The sequence below is a fragment of the Caulobacter endophyticus genome (genome assembly GCF_029543245.1).
Taxonomy (GTDB): domain Bacteria; phylum Pseudomonadota; class Alphaproteobacteria; order Caulobacterales; family Caulobacteraceae; genus Caulobacter; species Caulobacter endophyticus_A.
This window is the reverse complement of the sequence record NZ_JARQWV010000009.1, coordinates 25,640-41,730: the sequence shown is the minus strand read 5'-3', so window position 1 is coordinate 41,730 and position 16,091 is coordinate 25,640. Positions and strand designations below refer to the sequence as shown.

Genomic DNA, 16,091 nt, shown 5'->3' with positions numbered 1-16,091 from the left:
GTCCAGCGAGGGCCCGGCGGCGACGCCGGGCCTTTCGTCGTTCAGAGCCCCGGGCAGGCCACGGCGTAGACGTAGCGCGCGCCCAGCAGGCCGCGATGCACTTCCAGGCAGATCGGGCCGCCGCTGGGATGCGAGGCATAGATCGCTTCGGAGACGACCAGGCCCTCGAAGGTGCGGCGCCGTCCGGCCACCGTGGCGGTCACGTCGAAGGTCGGCTCGTCGCGGGCGGTGGCGCCGATGTCGTCGATCACCCCGGCGACGAACTCGTAGCGCGGCCGGCCAGGGTGACGTCGGCGTAGGTCAGCAACCCCCAGCCCCACGCCCAGGCGAAGACGGCCGCGCAGACCATGGTTCCCCGGCTGCGGTGCTGGGTGTCGGCCGCCATCATTGCGATCCAGAGGGCCGCGCCGGGCAGGATCGCGGGGGCGGCCGTCAGCCAGGCGTCGCAGAAGGCATGGTCGAAAGCGCGAAAGGCCAGGGCCAGGCTGGGCGAGGCCCAGAGCATGCCAAGCTCCTCGGCCCCGTCGTCGCGCTCGCCGCCGAACAGGGACAGCTCAGGAAAGCGCCTGACGATCAGCACGCCCGCCCACGGCGCCAGGGCGCTGGCGGCGATGGCCAGCGGATAGGGATAGGGCCAGAACCCGGTCCACAAGGCGATGGCGATCGCGCTCACCGCCGCCCACCAGCTCACCCGGCGCGCAGATGGGGAGGGGCCGATGCGGTGAACCTCGTTTCCAAGCATGACGCGACCTTAGAGCGAGCTTCGCCTTAAGCGCCAGTGAAACGCCGCCGCGAAGATGCTCTTATCGCGGCGAGATCCCCCGGAGAGTCGCATGTCCAAGATCATCGCCGCCGCCGCGCTCGCGGCCTCGCTGACCGCCGCGCCGGCCGCCTTCGCCGGCGACTGGTCGCTGGCCATCCACGGCGGGGCGGGCGTGATCAACCGCGGCAGCCTGACGCCGGAAAAGGACGCGGCCTACCGCGCCGGTCTCGACGAAGCGCTGAAGGCCGGCTCGGCCGTGCTGGACAAGGGCGGTTCCAGCCTCGACGCCGTCGAGGCGGCGGTGAAGGTGCTGGAGGACAATCCGCTGTTCAACGCAGGCCGCGGCGCGGTCTTCACCGCCGATGGCAAGAACGAGCTGGACGCCTCGATCATGGACGGCGCCACCCTCAAGGCCGGCGCGGTGGCGGGGGTGACCCGCACCAAGCACCCGATCAGCCTGGCGCGGACGGTGATGGAAAAGTCGCCGCACGTGATGCTGGCTCGCGAGGGCGCCGACAAGTTCTCGCTCGAGCAGGGGCTGGAGCAGGTCGATCCCAGCTACTTCCGCACCGAGGAGCGTTGGAAGCAGCTGGAGGCCTGGCGCGCCAAGCAGAAGGCGGCGCTGGACCCGACCCACCTCTACGGCACGGTCGGCGCCGTGGCGATCGACGCCAAGGGTCACCTGGCGGCCGCCACCTCGACCGGCGGCATGGTCGGCAAGAAATGGGGGCGCATCGGCGACAGCCCCATCATCGGCGCGGGAACCTATGCCCAGGACGGCGTCTGCGCGGTCTCGGCCACGGGCTCGGGCGAATACTTCATCCGCACCAGCGCCGCCCACCAGGTCTGCGCCCGCATCGCCTGGAAGGGCGAGGACCTCAAGACCGCCGGCGACGCCACCATCAAGGCCATCGGCGACATCGGTGGCGACGGCGGCATGATCACCATGAACGCCAAGGGCGACGTCGCCTTCCCGATGAACAGCTCGGGCATGTACCGCGGCTGGGCCACGGCGAAGGGTCGGGGTACGGCGATCTACGCGGACGAGGGGAAATAGACCCTCTCCATGAAGGGGAAGGTGTCGCCGAAGGCGACGGAGGGGGAAGAGAGCTCCACCTCGATCGCAACTCCCCCCTCCACCGCTTCGCGGCCACCTCCCCCTTCGGGGAGAGGGTTCTTACGCCGCAACCACCAGCTTCGGCTGGATCAGGGCCGCGGCGTTGATCCGCCGGCCGCCGGGCTTGATGACTTCCAGGTGCACGTGGTCGGTGATGCCCGGATAGTGCTTCTGCAAGCTGGCGACCTTGCCGATCACCTGGCCCAGGCGGATGGTCTGGCCGACCTCGACGTCCGGATCGACATAGAAGGCGCGGGCCACGTAGCCGAGGGCCGGGTTGGTGATCTCGACGAAGCGCAGGTCCGGCGCGTCGGCGTAGGCGTAGCCGATCTTGGTGACATAGCCCGACATCGGGGCCTTGGCGGCCTGGCCGGCCACGGCGACGTAGTCGACGCCCTCGTGCTTGCGCGAGCCGCCGTCGCGGCGGGCGCCGAACGCGCCGTCGCCGAAGTCGTCATGCTCGCGCGGGGCCGCGCCGGTGGGATTGGCGAAGTCGGGGGCGCCGTCGCCGTCGACGTCGGAGCCCTTCCACACCGTCTCCATGCGCACGGGCTGGGGCGGCGCCTCGTCCAGCCTGTTCAGCAGGGTCTGCACCGCCGGTCGCGCCGACCGGTTCGCGTGCGGGTTTTCCATCGCCAGACCCGCCATCGGCGCGAAGAGCACCGTCAGACCCAGGGCGATCCGCGCCTGGGGAGGAAGCTTCTTCAACGCCTGAAAATGCATGTCGCCATCCTATGGATCGTTTCGCGTCGTGGGGCGTTCAGCGCGCCACGGGCGTCGTTAACCATTCAGATAAGGCGATGAAAAGGCAGGATTGCTGCGTCAGGACGACGCGCATGTGCTTGTCTATGCTCAAGCTGAAAGCCTGAGATTCAATCGAACATTGTTCGAATGTCGACTTACGCGCCGGCCAGGACTGAGCGGATGCGGTCGGCCAGTTCCCTGTTCTCGAAGGGTTTGCGCACCATCGACAGGTCCGTGCGGTCGGGCGTCACGTCGGCGTGGCCGGTGACCAGTATGACCCGGATACCGGGCGACAGCTCCTCGGCCGCCCGGGCCAGTTCCAGGCCGGTCATGCCGGGCATGGCGAAGTCGGCGATCATCAGGTCGGGGCCGGCCTCGCGCACCTTGCGCAGGGCCTGCTCGCCGTCCTCGGCCTCGATAACCCGGTGGCCGAGGTCGCGGACCATGGCCACGGTCACCGCCCGCACGGTGGGATCATCGTCGACCACCAGCACGGTGCGCGAGGGCTGCCTGTCCAGGGCGGTTTCGACCGGCGCGCAGTCCTCGCCCGGACCGCAGTCGCCCGAGCCGCGCGGCAGGTAGAGGTTCACCGCCGTGCCCTCGCCGGGCTGGCTCTCGATGTCGATCGCCCCGCCCGAACGCTGGGCGAAGCCGTAGACCATCGACAGACCAAGGCCGGTGCCCTTGCCGACGGGCTTGGTGGTGAAGAACGGCTCAAAGATCCGCGCCATCAGTTCGGGCGAAATGCCTTCGCCGGTGTCGCGCACGGTGACCAGAACGTAGTCGCCGTCGGGCAGGTCGTGGCGCGAGGTCTCGCCGGCCATGGCCAGGTTTCGGGCGCTGATCGTGATCTCCCCGCCGTCCGGCATGGCGTCGCGGGCGTTGACCGACAGGTTCAGCACGGCCAGCTCCAGCTGGTCGGGCTCGACATGGGCCGACCAGAGGTCTTCAGGCAGGTCCCAGGTGATCCGGGCCGAGCCGCCGAGCGTGCGCACCAGGATGGCGTCCATGCCCATCAGGGTGTCGGCGACGTCGACCACCTTGGGCTGGCTCTCCTGCTGACGGCTGAAGCCTAGCAAACGGTGGGTCAAGGCCGCGCCCTTGCGGGCGGCCAGGCTGGCGTTGTCGAGATAGCGCCGCACCTTGTCGGCGTCGGGCAGGCGGCGGCCGGCCAGCTCCAGGCTGCCCAGGATCGCGGTCAGCAGGTTGTTGAAGTCGTGCGCCACGCCGCCGGCCAGGGTGCCCAGGGCCTGCAGCTTGTCGGCCTGGCGCAGGCGGATCTCGGCCATCTTCTGGTCGGTGATGTCGCGCTCGATGACCAGCAGGTGGCCGGCCTCGTCACGCAGCGGCACGTACTGGCGCTCGGTCCAGACCGGCCCCGCCAGGGTGGCCTCTTCGGTCACCACCTGCACCGGCTGGCCGGCGGCCAGGGCCTGCGCCGCCTCGGGCGCGTCGTCGAAGGCGTGCTCGGCGGAGGCGTTGGTGCGCACGACGCGGCCTTGCGCGTCCTTGAAGGCGATGACGGCCGGGATGCTGTGCATGAGGCCGCGCAGCAGGGCCTGCTCGGTGCGCAGGGCGCGGCGCAGGCGCGTGCGCTCGACACCGGCGGCGACGGCCGCGCGCAGGGCCTCGGGCTCCCACGGCTTGGCGACATAGCCGCTGACGCCGCCCAGGTTCAGGGCGGCGACCACGGCCGAAAGGTCGGCGTAGCCGGTCAGCAGGATCGAGTCGGCGTCGCTGATCGATCGCGCGGCGGCCAGGAACTGGTCGCCGGTCAGGCCGGGCATCCGCTGGTCCGACAGGATCAGGGCGACCGAAGGCTCCTGGGCCAGGATGTCGAGGGCCTTGCCCGGCGCATTGCTGGTCAGGACGCGGTAGCGGTCCTCCAGCAGGTCTTCCAGGGCGACCAGGATGTCGGGCTCGTCGTCGACGACCAGGATCGTCGGGCGCTCGCCCCCGGAGGCGCTCATCGGCCTTCTCCGTCGGTGGCAGGTGGCGGGATGGTGATGGTGAAGCGCGCGCCGCCCAGGTCGCCCTGGTCGATGGCGATCGCGCCGCCGTGGGCGCGCACCACGTTGTAGGCGATGGCCAGGCCAAGGCCGGTGCCGGCGCCCACGGGCTTGGTGGTGAAGAACGGTTCGAAGATGCGGTCGCGCAGGTCGGCCGGTACGCCGGGGCCGGAGTCCTCGACCACGATGACGAAGTCGCCGTCCTGGTCGCGGGTGGCGATGGCGATGGTTCCCTGACCTTCCAGGGCGTCGGCGGCGTTGCCGACGATGTTCATCACCACCTGGTTCAGCAGTGCGGGCGAGCCTTCCAGGGTGTTGCGGGCGGCGTAGTCGCGGCGCACCTCGATGCCGTCGCCCAGCTTGTGGGTCAGCAGGGCCAGCACGGTCTCGATGGAGTCGGCGGCGTCCAGCACGTGGCGGTCGCCCTCGTCCAGGCGCGAGAACTTGCGCAGGTTCAACACGAGGTCCTGGATGCGCTTCATCCCCACCCGCATCGAGGCCAAGCGGGCCTTGGCCTTGTCGAGACCGGGGGTGGGGCTTTCCTCGGCGGCCGCGGCGACCAGGCGCTCGACGGTGTCCTGGTGGCCCAGCAGGAAGGCAAGCGGGTTGTTGATCTCGTGGGCGATGCCGGCGACCAGTTCGCCCAGAGAGGCCATCTTGGCGGCCTGGACCAGCTGGCCCTGCGCGTCCTTCAGCTGGCGGTTGGCGCTGGCCAGGTCGTCGGCGACGGCGGCGCGGGCTTCGGCGCGGGCCAGGGCAAGCTCCTGGGCGCGGGCCTGGCCGGCGCTGCGACGGGCCTCGTCGGCCATCAGCTTGCGGCGCAACTGGGCGCGGACCCGGGCGCGCACCACCTCGTCGTTGGCCGAGGCGGGCACCACGTCGTCGGCGCCGGCTTCGAGGGCGTCGGTCAGCAGGTCGCGGTCGGTCTCCTCGCCGCCGAAGGCCAGGAGCTGGAACGGCGCGGGCAGTCGCGCGCGGCGGGCGTCCAGGGCGGCCAGCAGGGCCAGGTCGTCGCGGTCGCCGCCGCGCACCCCCACCACCACGCCGTCGAGCTCGCCGTCGAGGGCGATCGCATCCGGATCCAGCCGGTCCAGCGTCGCCACCTCGTAGCCGTCGTGCTCGAGCAGGTGGCCAAGGCGCAGGCGCAGGGTGGCGCTGGGATGAGAAACCAGAACCCGGGCGCGGCGGAAGGGCTCGGAGGCCTTGGGGGCGGCCGTCTCGGCGCGGGCCCGGCGCAGCAGCGCCTTCAGCCGCACGATCACCACCTTGGGATCGGCCGACTTGGCGACATAGGCGTCGGCGCCGCTTTCCAGGCCCTGGCGCTCCAGGTCGCTCTCGCGCGCGCCGGTCAGCATCAGCACCGGCAGGGCCCGGGTGCGGCCGTTCAGACGGATCTGCCGCGACAGTTCCCGGCCGTCCATTCCGGGCAGGTGGAAGTCGGCGACGATCAGGTCGGGCAGGTGGGCGTTCAGGTGCTCCAGCGCCGCCTCGCCGCTGGTCGCGCACGACACCGAAAAGCCCTCGGCCTCCAGGAGGCCGCGCAGGCGCAGGGCCTGGGTTTCGGAATCCTCGACGACCAGGACGGAGGCGGTCATGCGTCCTCCCGGCGCTTGGCCAGCTGGGCGATGCGTGGGCCGATCAGGTCTAGGCCCAGCACGGCGCGGGCCGCGCCCAGCTTCACGGCGGCGGCGGGCATGCCGTAGACCACGGCGCTGCTCTCGTGCTCGGCGATGGTGAAGCCGCCGGCGGCGCGCAGTTCGGACAGGCCCTTGGCGCCGTCCTCGCCCATGCCGGTCAGCAGGGCCGCCACCGAGCGCGAGCCCACCGACCGGGCCAGCGACTGGAAGAGCACCGTCGCCGAAGGCCGCTGGCCGCTGACGGGCGCGGCGCCCGACAGCCGCAGCACGCCACCGGGCGTCAGCGTCAGGTGGCGATCGCCGGGAGCGACATAGGCGCGGCCGGGCAGGGCCAGCTCGCCGTCCCTGGCCACGCCGACGCGGATCGGCGACAGGCTGTCCAGCCAGCTGGCGAAACCTTCCATGAAGGCCGCACCCATGTGCTGGACGATCAGGACCGGGGCGGGGAAGTCGGCGGGCAGGGCGTCCAGCACCCGGGCCAGGGCCGGCGGTCCGCCGGTCGAGGCGGCCAGCGCCAGGTAGCCGAGGTCCTGGAAGTCGGCGGCCGTGGCGACGGGCGCGGTCTCGCGCGGGGCGCGCGCTCCGCCGCCGATGGCCCGGCGCCGGATCACCGGCACGCTGCTCATGATGAAGAGCTGGGTGCAGATGGTGTCGGCCAGCCGTTCGTAGCCGTCGGTGGCCAGGCCCACGGGTTTTTCCACCACGGTAAGGGCGCCGGCCCGCAGGGCGTTCATCGAGATCTTCAGCGAGGCGTCCTCGACCGCGTCGGCGATGACGACGATCGGCGTCGGATGGTCCGACATGATCCGGGCCGTGGCCTCCAGCCCGTCCATGCCGGGCAGGCGGATGTCCATCGAGATGACGTCGGGCCTGACCTGGCCGATGCAGGCCAGGGCCTCCTCGGCCGAGGCGACGGCGGCGGCGACCGTCAGGCGCGGATCGCGCTCGACGATGTGGGTCAGCAGGGTGCGCACCACCGTCGAATCCTCGACGATCATCACCCGCACGGTCTTGCCCGACGCCTTCACAGCAGTTGCCCGATCGCGGCCAAGAGCTCGCGCTGGTCGAACTTCTGCTTGGTGATGTAGGCCTCGGCGCCCAGGTCGAGACCCCGGCGCACGTCGGCGGCGTCGGCGCGCGAGGTCATCAGGATCACCGGCGTGGCGGCCAGGGCCGCGTCGGCCTTCACCGCCTGCAGCAGCGAGAAGCCGTCCATGCGCGGCATCTCGATATCGGCCACGACGAGGTCGATCATCGCCTGGCCCGAGCGCAGCAGGTTCAGGGCGTCCAGCCCGTCGACCGCCAGCAGCACGCGATAGCCCTGGGCCTCCAGGATGCTCTTTTCCAGCGTGCGGGTGGTGATGGAGTCGTCGACCACCAGGATGGTGCGGGTCGTCTCGTCGGCGTCCTCGGCCTCTTCGGCAAAGCCCAGGCCGCTGGCGGCCAGCTGGCGCTGGTCGCGCAGCCAGCGGCGCACCAGGGCGTCGGGATCGAGGGCCAGGGCGGGGGCCTGGTCGTCCAGCTGCACCGCGCCGGCGATCAGGTCGGCGTCGAGATCGTCGGCGTCCAGGTCCTCGACCAGGGCCGAGCGCACGTCGCACAGGGCGTCGACGGCCAGGGCGACATGGCGGCGCCCGTGGCTGAGCAGCACGGCCGACACCGCGCCGGCGTGGACGGGAACCTCGGCGGCGACGCCGGACAGCAGGGCGGAAAGCGGAACCATGGGGACGATAACGTCGTCGCCGTCGATCGCGATCCGTGCCGCCGGGTGTCCTTCCACCGTTTCCAGCTGGGTGGCGTCCAGGCGCAACAGTCGGCGCACGCCCAGCGAGGGCAGGGCGGCCTGGCGGCCCTGGATGTCGACGAACAGCAGTGATTGCCGCGCCGCCGACAGCGGGGTCGACAGCGCCACCCGCGCGCCCCAGGGGCGGCCGGCGGTCAGGCGCAACTCGCCGCGCAGCTTGCGCACGGCTTCGGCGACGACGGACAGGCCCATGCCGCGGCCGGCCAGTTTGTCGACGCCCTGGGCGGTGGAGACGCCAGGGGCGAAGGCGTGGGCCAGAAGCTCCTCGGGCGTTGGGGCGGGCGCGCCCTCGGGCCGGGGCGACATCAGGCCCTTCTCGACGGCGGCGGCTTCCAGTCGGGCGAGGTCGGGGCCGGGGCCGTCGTCGGCGATGTCGATGCGCAGCCGGCCGGAGGCGGCCGAGACGGTCATGGCCACGGTCAGGCGCTCGGGCTTGCCGGCGGCCGCGCGGGCCTGCGGCGCCTCACGGCCGTGGCTGACGGCGTTGCGCAGCAGGTGCATCACCGGGTCTTTCAGGGCCTGCAGCACCCGGCGGTCGGCGCGAGTGTCCAGGCCCGTGACCCGCACGTCGACCAGCACGTCGGCGTCGCGGGCGATGTCTCGGACCATGGTGGCGAAGCCGCCGAACACGGTCTCGGCCGGGGCCTGGCTGATCTCCTCGACCCGGCCGCGCAGGTCCGAAAGGCCCTGGTCCAGCGCCCAGCCGGCCCGCACCCGGCGCACCGACAGCTCGTTGAGCGCCCGCGACAGGTCCTTCAGTCCTTGCTCGACGTCGCGCGTGCGCGCCGCCACGCCGCCGCGCACATCGCGCCAGCGGCGTTCCAGCTTGCGGGCGTCGGCGGCCAGGCGGCGCAGGTCCTCGTCGATGGCCCCGTGGTCGAGCACATCGCCCGCTAGAGTCTGCATGGCGCGGGACAGGCCCGAGACCGCCTCGACGTCGATGCGCACGTACTCCACCGCCTCCTCGGCGACGGGCGCGGCGGTCGCGGCCGGCTTCGGCGCGGGCGGGGCGTAGGCGGCGCCGGCGGCGTCCTCCACCGCGTCGAGCAGGCCCTCCAGCGTCCTGACCGTGTCGGCGTCGAGCGAGCGCGAGCCGTCCATCAGCTCGGCGCACAGGCTTTCCAGCGCGTGGGCCTGCTCCTCGACGGCGGGCAGGTCGACGGCCCGCGCCGCGCCCTTCAGGCTGTGGGCCCGGCGGAAGATCTCGCGCGTGTCGGCCTCGCCGCCGGCCGCTATGGCCTGGCGGATCGCCTGGAGGTGCTCGCGGTGCTCGAGGTCGAACGCCGCCAGAAGCTGTCGCCGGATGTCGGGCACGTCGCGATCAGGTCCGGTAGCGCTCGGACAGGGCCAGCAGCTGGCGCGACAGGTCCGACAGGTTGGCGGCGGCCTCGTCCAGCTGGCGGGTGCCGGCGGCGGTCTGCTGGCTGGCCTGGCGGATGTTCTGCAGCGCGCCCATCACCTGCTCGATGCCCAACTGCTGCTGGTTGGTCGAGGCGACGATCTGCTGGAAGGTCTGGACGCTCTCCTGCACCCGGCCGGTGATCTCGGTGATCGTGCGCTGGGTGGTGTCGGTGCGTTCCTTGCCGGCGGCCACGCGCTTGACGGCCTCCTCGGTCAGCATGACCGAGGCGTTGATGCCGCGCTGGATGTCGCCGAGGATCGAGCGCACCTGGGTGGTGGCCTCCTTGGCCTGGTCGGCCAGCATCTTCATCTCCGAGGCCACGACCGCGAAGCTACGGCCGTTCTCGCCGGCCGAGGCGGCCTCGATGGCGGCGTTCAGGGCCAGCAGGTGCGAGCGCTCGGAGATGTCGTTGACGGTGGCGATGATGTCGCCGATCGCCTGGGTCTTTTCCGACAGGGCGACGATGTTCTCGGCCACGGCCTCGGCCTGCTCGCGGATGGCGTCCATGGCCTTGGCGGTCTCGTCGACGGCGCGCAGGCCCTCGTTGCTGGTGTGGGCCGTCGCCTGGGCCGAAGCGATCACTTCCTGGGCGCGCTTGCCGATCTGGGCGCCGGAGTGAGTGATCTCGTCGACGGTGGCGGCGGTCTCCTGTACGGCGGCCAGCTGTTCTTCGACGCTGGCGGCCTGCTCCTGGGTCGAGGCGCGGATCTCGGCGGTGGCGGCGTTGAGGTTTTCGGTCGCCTCCCGGCTCTGGCGGGCCAGCACGACCAGGCCGTCGACCATGGTGTTGAGCGTGCCGCCCAGCTTGCCGATCTCGTCGGTGCTGGTCGCGGCGGCGCGGCCGGTCAGGTCGCCTTCGCCCACCTTGGCCACGAAGCCCATGAAGGCCCCCAGCGGACCGACGATCGAACCTCGGATCGCCCAGGTGATCGCGCCAGCGATCACGGCGGCCACGACAAGGGCGACGATGATCGACACCTGGCTGACCTTGTAGACGTCGTTGATGCGGCGCTGACCCGACAGGATGGCGTCGTCCAGCACGTCTTCCGCGCCCTGGATGCCGCGTCCGAATTCGCCGCGACGCTGCACCAGGGCGGTCTGGGCGGCGGCCACGCCGGCGCTGTCGTTGCGGCGGATGGCGCTGAACAGGTTCTCGGTGTCGGTGCGGCCCTGGCGCGAGGAGGCCGCGGTCTGGTTCAGGTAGTCCTCGATGCGGCGCCAGGCGTCGGCGCGCTCGGCCGACAGGGCGCCCTGGCGATAGTCGCGGGCGGCCGAGGCGGCCTTTTCCAGCGCCGTGTCCATGTCGACGCCGCGCTGGCGCCAGCGGGTGACGGGGTCTTCCTCGTTGCCGCCGGCGCCGCCGGCCGAGCGCGACAGATAGCTGGTGATCACCGCGTCGCTGGCCGCGCGCATCTCGTTGGCGGTGGTGCGGATCTGGGCGACCTGGCGGACCACGGCCATGTCGCGGGTGACGATGGTTTCGGTGGTGTCCTTGACCACGCCGATTTGGACGAGGCCGAACAGGCCCACGCCCAGCAGCAGGACGGTGACGGCCGCGAAGCCGAGGATGATGCGGTTGGCGATGGTCACTAGGCTCTTGCCCCCAAGGCGGCGGAAAGGTGGTCGGCGACGAGGTCGTCGAGATGAAGAAGGGTGACGGTGCGGCCGGGCAGGTCGCCGGGGCCTTCGGCCACGGCGCCGCGTGCGCCGCCCTCGAAGGCGTCGGAACCGATCGCTTCGCGGGAGACCTTGGCGGCGCCGGGCGCGGCGTCGACGCGCAAGGCCAGGCTCCCCGCACCGCGCAGGGCGATGATGAAGCCGGGGGCGTCGGGCGCGGCAGGCGCGCCGCCGGTCAGGCGGGAAAGATCGAGCACGCGGCGCAGCCGGCCCTCGACGCTGGCCAGGCCAAGCAGACCAGGACGCCCGCTTGCCGGGGTCAGGCGGCGAGGCTCGAACGGGGTCACGCGTTCCACGGCGACGAGCGGCAGGGCGAACAGGCCCGCGCCAGCCTGGCACAGCAGCACGTCTTCCAGCGGCGTTTCGGGTTGGGGCGCAATCCGACGCTCGGCCAGCCGACGGGTGCGCGCCGCCAGGATCGCCTTGGCGCGCGCATCGTCCAAAAGTCCCCCCAATCCGTCGCCGGATACGGCGTCGGCCTTACTCATCTCGTTCTTACACCCCCACGAGCGACTGCAGCAGCAGACGGACGCTCTTGCGCAGCTGGCCGGCGTCCAGACCTGCGCCGTGGGCCAAACGCGTATCCGGCGGAACGGTTCCGGCGATCTGGGCTGCGGTCTTCAGCGAACGGGCGGCGGCCTTGCTCCGTCCACGGTCGAGCAGCAGCAGGCCCAGGTGATAGTGGGCCAGGGCGAAGCCGCGATCGAGATAGAGGGCCCGCTTGAACGCCGCCTCGGCCGGACCGGGACGCCCCAGCGCCTGCAACACCAGGCCGTCATGCAGGTGCAGGGCCGGATCCTCGGGGGCCAGCGCCAGGGCCTGCCGGCAGGCGGCCTCGGCGGCGAGGTAGTCGCCGGCGTCGGCCAGGCGTCGCACGCTCTCCACCAGATCGGCGACCGGCGGCGCAGGGGAGGGAACGGGCGTCGGGATCGGCGCCGGCCGCCAGCGCGGCGAGGGCGCCTCGGCCAGATGCTGGGACGAGGGCTCGGGCTCCGGCGCCGCGAAGGCTTCGAAGCTGGGACTTGACTGGGCCGGGCGCTCCGGATCGGCCGGGCGATAGGCCACCGTGCCCGGCAGCTGGGTCACGTCCAGCAGCTTGCCGAAGGCGGGGTTAGGTTCGGCATGGCCCAGCAGCAGCCAGCCGTCGGGCGCCAGCCGGCTTCCCAGTGCGCCTACGAGCTGTTCGACCACTTCGTGGTGGAAGTAGATCAGCACGTTGCGGCACAGGATCAGGTCGAACTCGGTCAGCTCCAGCGGCGGGGCGGGGCCTAGCAGGTCGAGCAGGTTCTGGCGCTCGAACCTGACAAGGCCGCGATAGGCGCTTTTCAGTGTCCAGGTGTTGCGGGCCGTCTCGCTAAACCACTGGGCGCGGTCGGCGTCGCTGACCGCCCGCAGCGCCCAGCGGCCGAATTGGCCCTTGCGCGCGGTCTCCAGGAAGGCGGCGTTGATGTCGCCGCCGAGGATCGAGATCCGCCATTCGCCGATCGCCTCGCCCAGCATCTGCGACAGCAGGATGGCGATCGAATAGGGCTCGGCCCCGGTGGCGCAGCCGGCGCTCCAGATGCGGATCCGCTTGTCTTGCGCTCGGCGCTCGAGGATGTCGGGCAGGATCGTCTCGCGCAGCGCCGTGAACTGTTCGGCGTAGCGGAAGAAGAAGGTCTCGCCGATGGTGATCTCGGTCTCGAGCGCAGCCCATTCCGCTTCGCCATCGTCGCCGGAGAGGCGTTTCAGATAGGCGCTGACGTCGCGGTCACGTGTCGCCAGCAGGCGCCGCTGCACGCGGTCCCACAGCACCTCGTCCTTGTCGGCGTAGTAGTGGTGGCCGGTGCGGGCGATCACCGCGCGCTTGAGGCGCTGGAACGGCTCGTCGGCGGCGAGAGCCAATAAGCGAGGGGCCAGGGGGCGCGGGGCCGCCCGGAGCGGTTTCACGCCGGCTCGCTTTCCCAGGCGGCCAGGCGTTCCTGGGCCCGGCGGGCGAACTCGTCCAGGCGGGCCTTCTCCTCGGCCAGCAGCAGGTGCTCGGGCGATAGCACGGGCGTCAGCCGGCCGTCGATCAGGGCGGTCTCGGCGATGCAGCCGCCCAGGCTGTCGGCCTCTTCGACCTCTTGCGTGTCGGGCGCGTGGGCGGCGGCGTCGGTGACGCGGTCGACCAGCAGGGTCACGGCCGGCGCGCCAGCCAGGGGGCGCAGGCGGATCAGATGGCGATAGAGGGCGGGGGGCGGCTCGCCGCCCTCGGCGTCCAGCAGACGGTCCAGAGCCAGGGCCGGGATCGCCTCGCCGCCGAGATTGACGAAGCCGGCCAGCACGCGCGGCGCGCCGGGGGCTGCGACCAGTTCTGGCAGCGGCAGGATCTCGGCCACCGCCGCCTGCGGCAGGGCCGCTTCCAGCGCGCCGGCGCGGAAGGTCACGTAGAGGCTACTGGTCATTTCGGGCTCCGCAACGGATCGATCCCGCCGGCGACGAGGTCAGGCCGGATCGATGCCGATCAGCAGCAAACGCCCGTCTACGGTCAAGGTTGCATCGGGATCGACGATGAGCGCGTCCTCGACCGCGAGCGCCAGATCGCCCGCGCGGGCGGGGGCGAGCGCGACCAGCACGGTGATCCGCGCCGTAGCGGTGATCGTCTCCGCGCCGTCGATCCGCCTGACCAAGCCCCGCCAGGCACCGCGCCGGACCATCAGGTTGAGGTCGCGGATCGGACCGGCGTCCAGCGTTGCGGATGCGGCTGCGTCGCCGGGAAAGGGCAGGGGCTTCGAGGTCTCGTCCAGCACGACCTCGCTCTGGCCTTCGATGGTCAACCGCAGGCCCGCGCCGGCGATCACCGTCAGCACCCGGTCGACGCCGGGGAAGACGGAGAACGGACCGGCCGCCGCGACCTGCGCGATGCTCAGCCGCCAGTCGAAGGCGGACAGGTCCGCGCGCGGCGGCTGGGCGGCGATCTCCCAGGTCGTCCCGCCGCCGTTCTTCCAGGGCGAGGGTGTGCGTTCGGCGGCGGGGAGGAGGCGCATGGGGTGACCTTCCATCGCAATAGATGTCGTCATCCCGGCCGAAGCGCAGCGTAGAGCCGGGACCCAGGCGACTGGACGCGGCGCTTGGGTTCGCCGCCTTCGACTTGGCTGGCGCACTGCGCTTGGCCCCCCGGTCCCGGATAAGCCCTGCGGGCTTTCCGGGATGACGAACTTGGTAGGGCTTTGAAGGTTTTAGAGGATGCCCGGCAGGTCCAGGCCGTGCTCGCGCGCGCAGTCCTTGGCTATGTCGTAGCCAGCGTCGGCGTGGCGCATGACGCCGGTGGCCGGGTCGTTCCACAGCACGCGCTCGATGCGCTTGGCGGCCGCATCCGTGCCGTCGCAGACGATGACCATGCCCGAGTGCTGCGAGAAGCCCATGCCCACGCCGCCGCCGTGGTGCAGCGACACCCAGGTGGCGCCCGAGGCGGTGTTGAGCAGGGCGTTCAGCAGCGGCCAGTCCGACACCGCGTCCGAACCGTCCATCATCGCCTCGGTCTCGCGGTTGGGCGAGGCGACCGAGCCCGAGTCCAGGTGATCGCGGCCGATCACGACGGGGGCCTTCAGCTCGCCCTTGGCGACCATCTCGTTGAAGGCCAGGCCCAGGCGGTGGCGATCGCCCAGCCCGACCCAGCAGATGCGGGCGGGCAGGCCCTGGAACTTGATCCGCGCCCCGGCCATGTCGAGCCAGTTGTGCAGGTGAGGATTGTCCGGGATCAGCTCTTTGACCTTGGCGTCGGTCTTGGCGATGTCTTCCGGATCGCCCGACAGCGCCGCCCAGCGGAACGGACCGATCCCTCGGCAGAACAGCGGGCGGATATAGGCCGGCACGAAACCGGGGAAGTCGAAGGCGTTCTTTACGCCTTCCTCCAGCGCCATCTGGCGGATGTTGTTGCCGTAGTCGACCGTGGGGACGCCAGCGGCCTGGAAGTCGAGCATGGCCTGGACGTGCACGGCCATCGAGGCGCGGGCGGCGCGGTTGACGCTCTCCGGATCGCGCTCGCGGGCGTCCATCCACTGTTCCAGACTCCAGCCCGCCGGCAGATAGCCGTTGATGGGGTCGTGGGCGCTGGTCTGGTCGGTCAGCAGGTCGGGGCGGATCCCGCGCTTGAACATTTCCGGCAGTAGTTCGGCGGCGTTGCCCAGCAGGCCGACCGAGATCGGGGTCTTGGCCGCGCACGACTCCTCGATCCAGGCCAGGGCTTCGTCCAGGCTGTCAGTCGACCTGTCGAGATAGCCGGTGCGCAGCCGCATCTCGATCCGCGAGGGCTGGCATTCGATGGCCAGGCACGAGGCGCCGGCGAACACCGAGGCCAGCGGCTGGGCCCCGCCCATGCCCCCTAAGCCCGCCGTCAGCAGCCACTTTCCGGAGAGATCACCGGCATAGTGCTGGCGGCCCATCTCGACGAAGGTCTCGTAGGTGCCCTGCACGATGCCCTGGGCACCGATATAGATCCACGAGCCGGCGGTCATCTGGCCGTACATGGCCAAACCTCGCTTATCGAGCTCGTTGAAGTGCTCCCAGTTGGCCCAACGCGGCACCAGGTTGGAGTTGGCGATCAGCACCCGCGGCGCGTCGGCGTGGGTGCGGAATACGCCGACCGGTTTGCCGGATTGAACCAGCAGCGTCTGGTCGTCCTCCAGCCTGCGAAGGGTCTCGACGATCTTGTCGTAGCTCTCCCAGTCGCGCGCCGCGCGGCCGATGCCGCCATAGACCACCAACTCCTCGGGCCGCTCGGCGACATCGGGGTGCAGGTTGTTCATCAGCATCCGCAGCGGCGCTTCGGTCAGCCAGGACTTGGCGGTGAGCTCAGGTCCGGTGGCGGGGCGGATGACGCGGGTGTTGTCGAGGCGGGTCATGCAGGACTCGTCTGAGAGGAGGGCAGGGCGGGCATGCACCTCCCTCGCGAAGCGGGGGAGGTGGCGCGGCGCG

At 71.4% G+C, this 16,091-nt stretch carries 14 protein-coding genes; 1 reads left to right on the top strand and 13 read right to left on the bottom strand.

Features of this window, described 5'->3' with window-relative positions; all coding sequences use genetic code 11:
* Nucleotides 1-41: 41 nt before the first annotated feature.
* Together P7A99_RS10195 and P7A99_RS10190 are read right to left on the bottom strand one after the other, a co-directional pair.
* Entirely contained in the window at nucleotides 42-251 is a 210-nt protein-coding gene (locus P7A99_RS10195) for a hypothetical protein (RefSeq protein ID WP_277793777.1), read from the bottom strand.
* The gene (locus P7A99_RS10190) at nucleotides 248-673 is read right to left on the bottom strand and encodes a hypothetical protein (RefSeq protein WP_277793776.1); all 426 of its coding nucleotides are present in this window, start codon (nucleotides 671-673) and stop codon (nucleotides 248-250) included. The genes P7A99_RS10195 and P7A99_RS10190 overlap by 4 nt, the downstream gene beginning before the upstream one ends.
* A gap of 160 nt (nucleotides 674-833) precedes the next feature.
* Between P7A99_RS10190 and P7A99_RS10185 the strand changes: the two genes are divergently transcribed.
* A complete protein-coding gene (locus P7A99_RS10185) occupies nucleotides 834-1,820 on the top strand; it encodes an isoaspartyl peptidase/L-asparaginase family protein (RefSeq protein ID WP_277793775.1) in 987 nt (328 codons plus the stop codon).
* A 120-nt stretch (nucleotides 1,821-1,940) separates the two neighbouring features.
* Here the strand turns inward: P7A99_RS10185 and P7A99_RS10180 are convergent, their stop codons facing one another.
* The 11 genes from P7A99_RS10180 to hutU all read right to left on the bottom strand — a co-directional run bounded on the left by P7A99_RS10180 (nucleotide 1,941) and on the right by hutU (nucleotide 16,018).
* Nucleotides 1,941-2,603: a M23 family metallopeptidase gene (locus tag P7A99_RS10180; protein ID WP_277793774.1), complete on the bottom strand. Its 663-nt coding sequence runs from the start codon at nucleotides 2,601-2,603 to the stop codon at nucleotides 1,941-1,943.
* Between the two features lie 176 nt (nucleotides 2,604-2,779).
* The gene (locus P7A99_RS10175; RefSeq protein WP_277793773.1) at nucleotides 2,780-4,594 is read right to left on the bottom strand and encodes a response regulator; all 1,815 of its coding nucleotides are present in this window, start codon (nucleotides 4,592-4,594) and stop codon (nucleotides 2,780-2,782) included.
* A complete protein-coding gene (locus tag P7A99_RS10170; RefSeq protein ID WP_277793772.1) occupies nucleotides 4,591-6,228 on the bottom strand; it encodes a response regulator in 1,638 nt (545 codons plus the stop codon). Before P7A99_RS10170 ends, P7A99_RS10175 begins: the two co-directional genes overlap by 4 nt.
* Nucleotides 6,225-7,298, bottom strand: coding sequence for a chemotaxis-specific protein-glutamate methyltransferase CheB (gene cheB / locus P7A99_RS10165; protein WP_277793771.1), 1,074 nt, complete (start codon nucleotides 7,296-7,298; stop codon nucleotides 6,225-6,227). The genes P7A99_RS10170 and cheB overlap by 4 nt, the downstream gene beginning before the upstream one ends.
* The gene (locus tag P7A99_RS10160) at nucleotides 7,295-9,388 is read right to left on the bottom strand and encodes a hybrid sensor histidine kinase/response regulator (RefSeq protein WP_277793770.1); all 2,094 of its coding nucleotides are present in this window, start codon (nucleotides 9,386-9,388) and stop codon (nucleotides 7,295-7,297) included. Before P7A99_RS10160 ends, cheB begins: the two co-directional genes overlap by 4 nt.
* A 7-nt stretch (nucleotides 9,389-9,395) precedes the next feature.
* Nucleotides 9,396-11,066: a methyl-accepting chemotaxis protein gene (locus P7A99_RS10155; RefSeq protein ID WP_277793769.1), complete on the bottom strand. Its 1,671-nt coding sequence runs from the start codon at nucleotides 11,064-11,066 to the stop codon at nucleotides 9,396-9,398.
* Nucleotides 11,066-11,641 (bottom strand): chemotaxis protein CheW, encoded by a 576-nt coding sequence (locus P7A99_RS10150; RefSeq protein ID WP_277793768.1) that lies wholly within the window; start codon nucleotides 11,639-11,641, stop codon nucleotides 11,066-11,068. Before P7A99_RS10150 ends, P7A99_RS10155 begins: the two co-directional genes overlap by 1 nt.
* Nucleotides 11,642-11,648: 7 nt before the next feature.
* Nucleotides 11,649-13,037, bottom strand: a complete 1,389-nt coding sequence (locus P7A99_RS10145) for a CheR family methyltransferase (RefSeq protein ID WP_277793767.1) — start codon at nucleotides 13,035-13,037, stop codon at nucleotides 11,649-11,651.
* A 41-nt stretch (nucleotides 13,038-13,078) separates the two neighbouring features.
* Nucleotides 13,079-13,579, bottom strand: coding sequence for a chemotaxis protein CheW (locus P7A99_RS10140; protein ID WP_277793766.1), 501 nt, complete (start codon nucleotides 13,577-13,579; stop codon nucleotides 13,079-13,081).
* Between the two features lie 39 nt (nucleotides 13,580-13,618).
* The gene (locus P7A99_RS10135; RefSeq protein WP_277793765.1) at nucleotides 13,619-14,161 is read right to left on the bottom strand and encodes a HutD/Ves family protein; all 543 of its coding nucleotides are present in this window, start codon (nucleotides 14,159-14,161) and stop codon (nucleotides 13,619-13,621) included.
* A gap of 192 nt (nucleotides 14,162-14,353) precedes the next feature.
* Entirely contained in the window at nucleotides 14,354-16,018 is a 1,665-nt protein-coding gene (hutU, locus tag P7A99_RS10130; RefSeq protein WP_277793764.1) for a urocanate hydratase, read from the bottom strand.
* Nucleotides 16,019-16,091: the final 73 nt, after the last annotated feature.

Coding starts and splice junctions, on each gene's coding strand:
- P7A99_RS10170 (WP_277793772.1), bottom strand. CDS start 6,228: ATGACCGCCTCCGTCCTGGTCGTCGAGGATTCCGAAACCCAGGCCCTG.
- P7A99_RS10135 (WP_277793765.1), bottom strand. CDS start 14,161: ATGCGCCTCCTCCCCGCCGCCGAACGCACACCCTCGCCCTGGAAGAAC.
- P7A99_RS10180 (WP_277793774.1), bottom strand. CDS start 2,603: ATGCATTTTCAGGCGTTGAAGAAGCTTCCTCCCCAGGCGCGGATCGCC.
- P7A99_RS10185 (WP_277793775.1), top strand. CDS start 834: ATGTCCAAGATCATCGCCGCCGCCGCGCTCGCGGCCTCGCTGACCGCC.
- P7A99_RS10175 (WP_277793773.1), bottom strand. CDS start 4,594: ATGAGCGCCTCCGGGGGCGAGCGCCCGACGATCCTGGTCGTCGACGAC.
- P7A99_RS10150 (WP_277793768.1), bottom strand. CDS start 11,641: ATGAGTAAGGCCGACGCCGTATCCGGCGACGGATTGGGGGGACTTTTG.
- P7A99_RS10140 (WP_277793766.1), bottom strand. CDS start 13,579: ATGACCAGTAGCCTCTACGTGACCTTCCGCGCCGGCGCGCTGGAAGCG.
- hutU (WP_277793764.1), bottom strand. CDS start 16,018: ATGACCCGCCTCGACAACACCCGCGTCATCCGCCCCGCCACCGGACCT.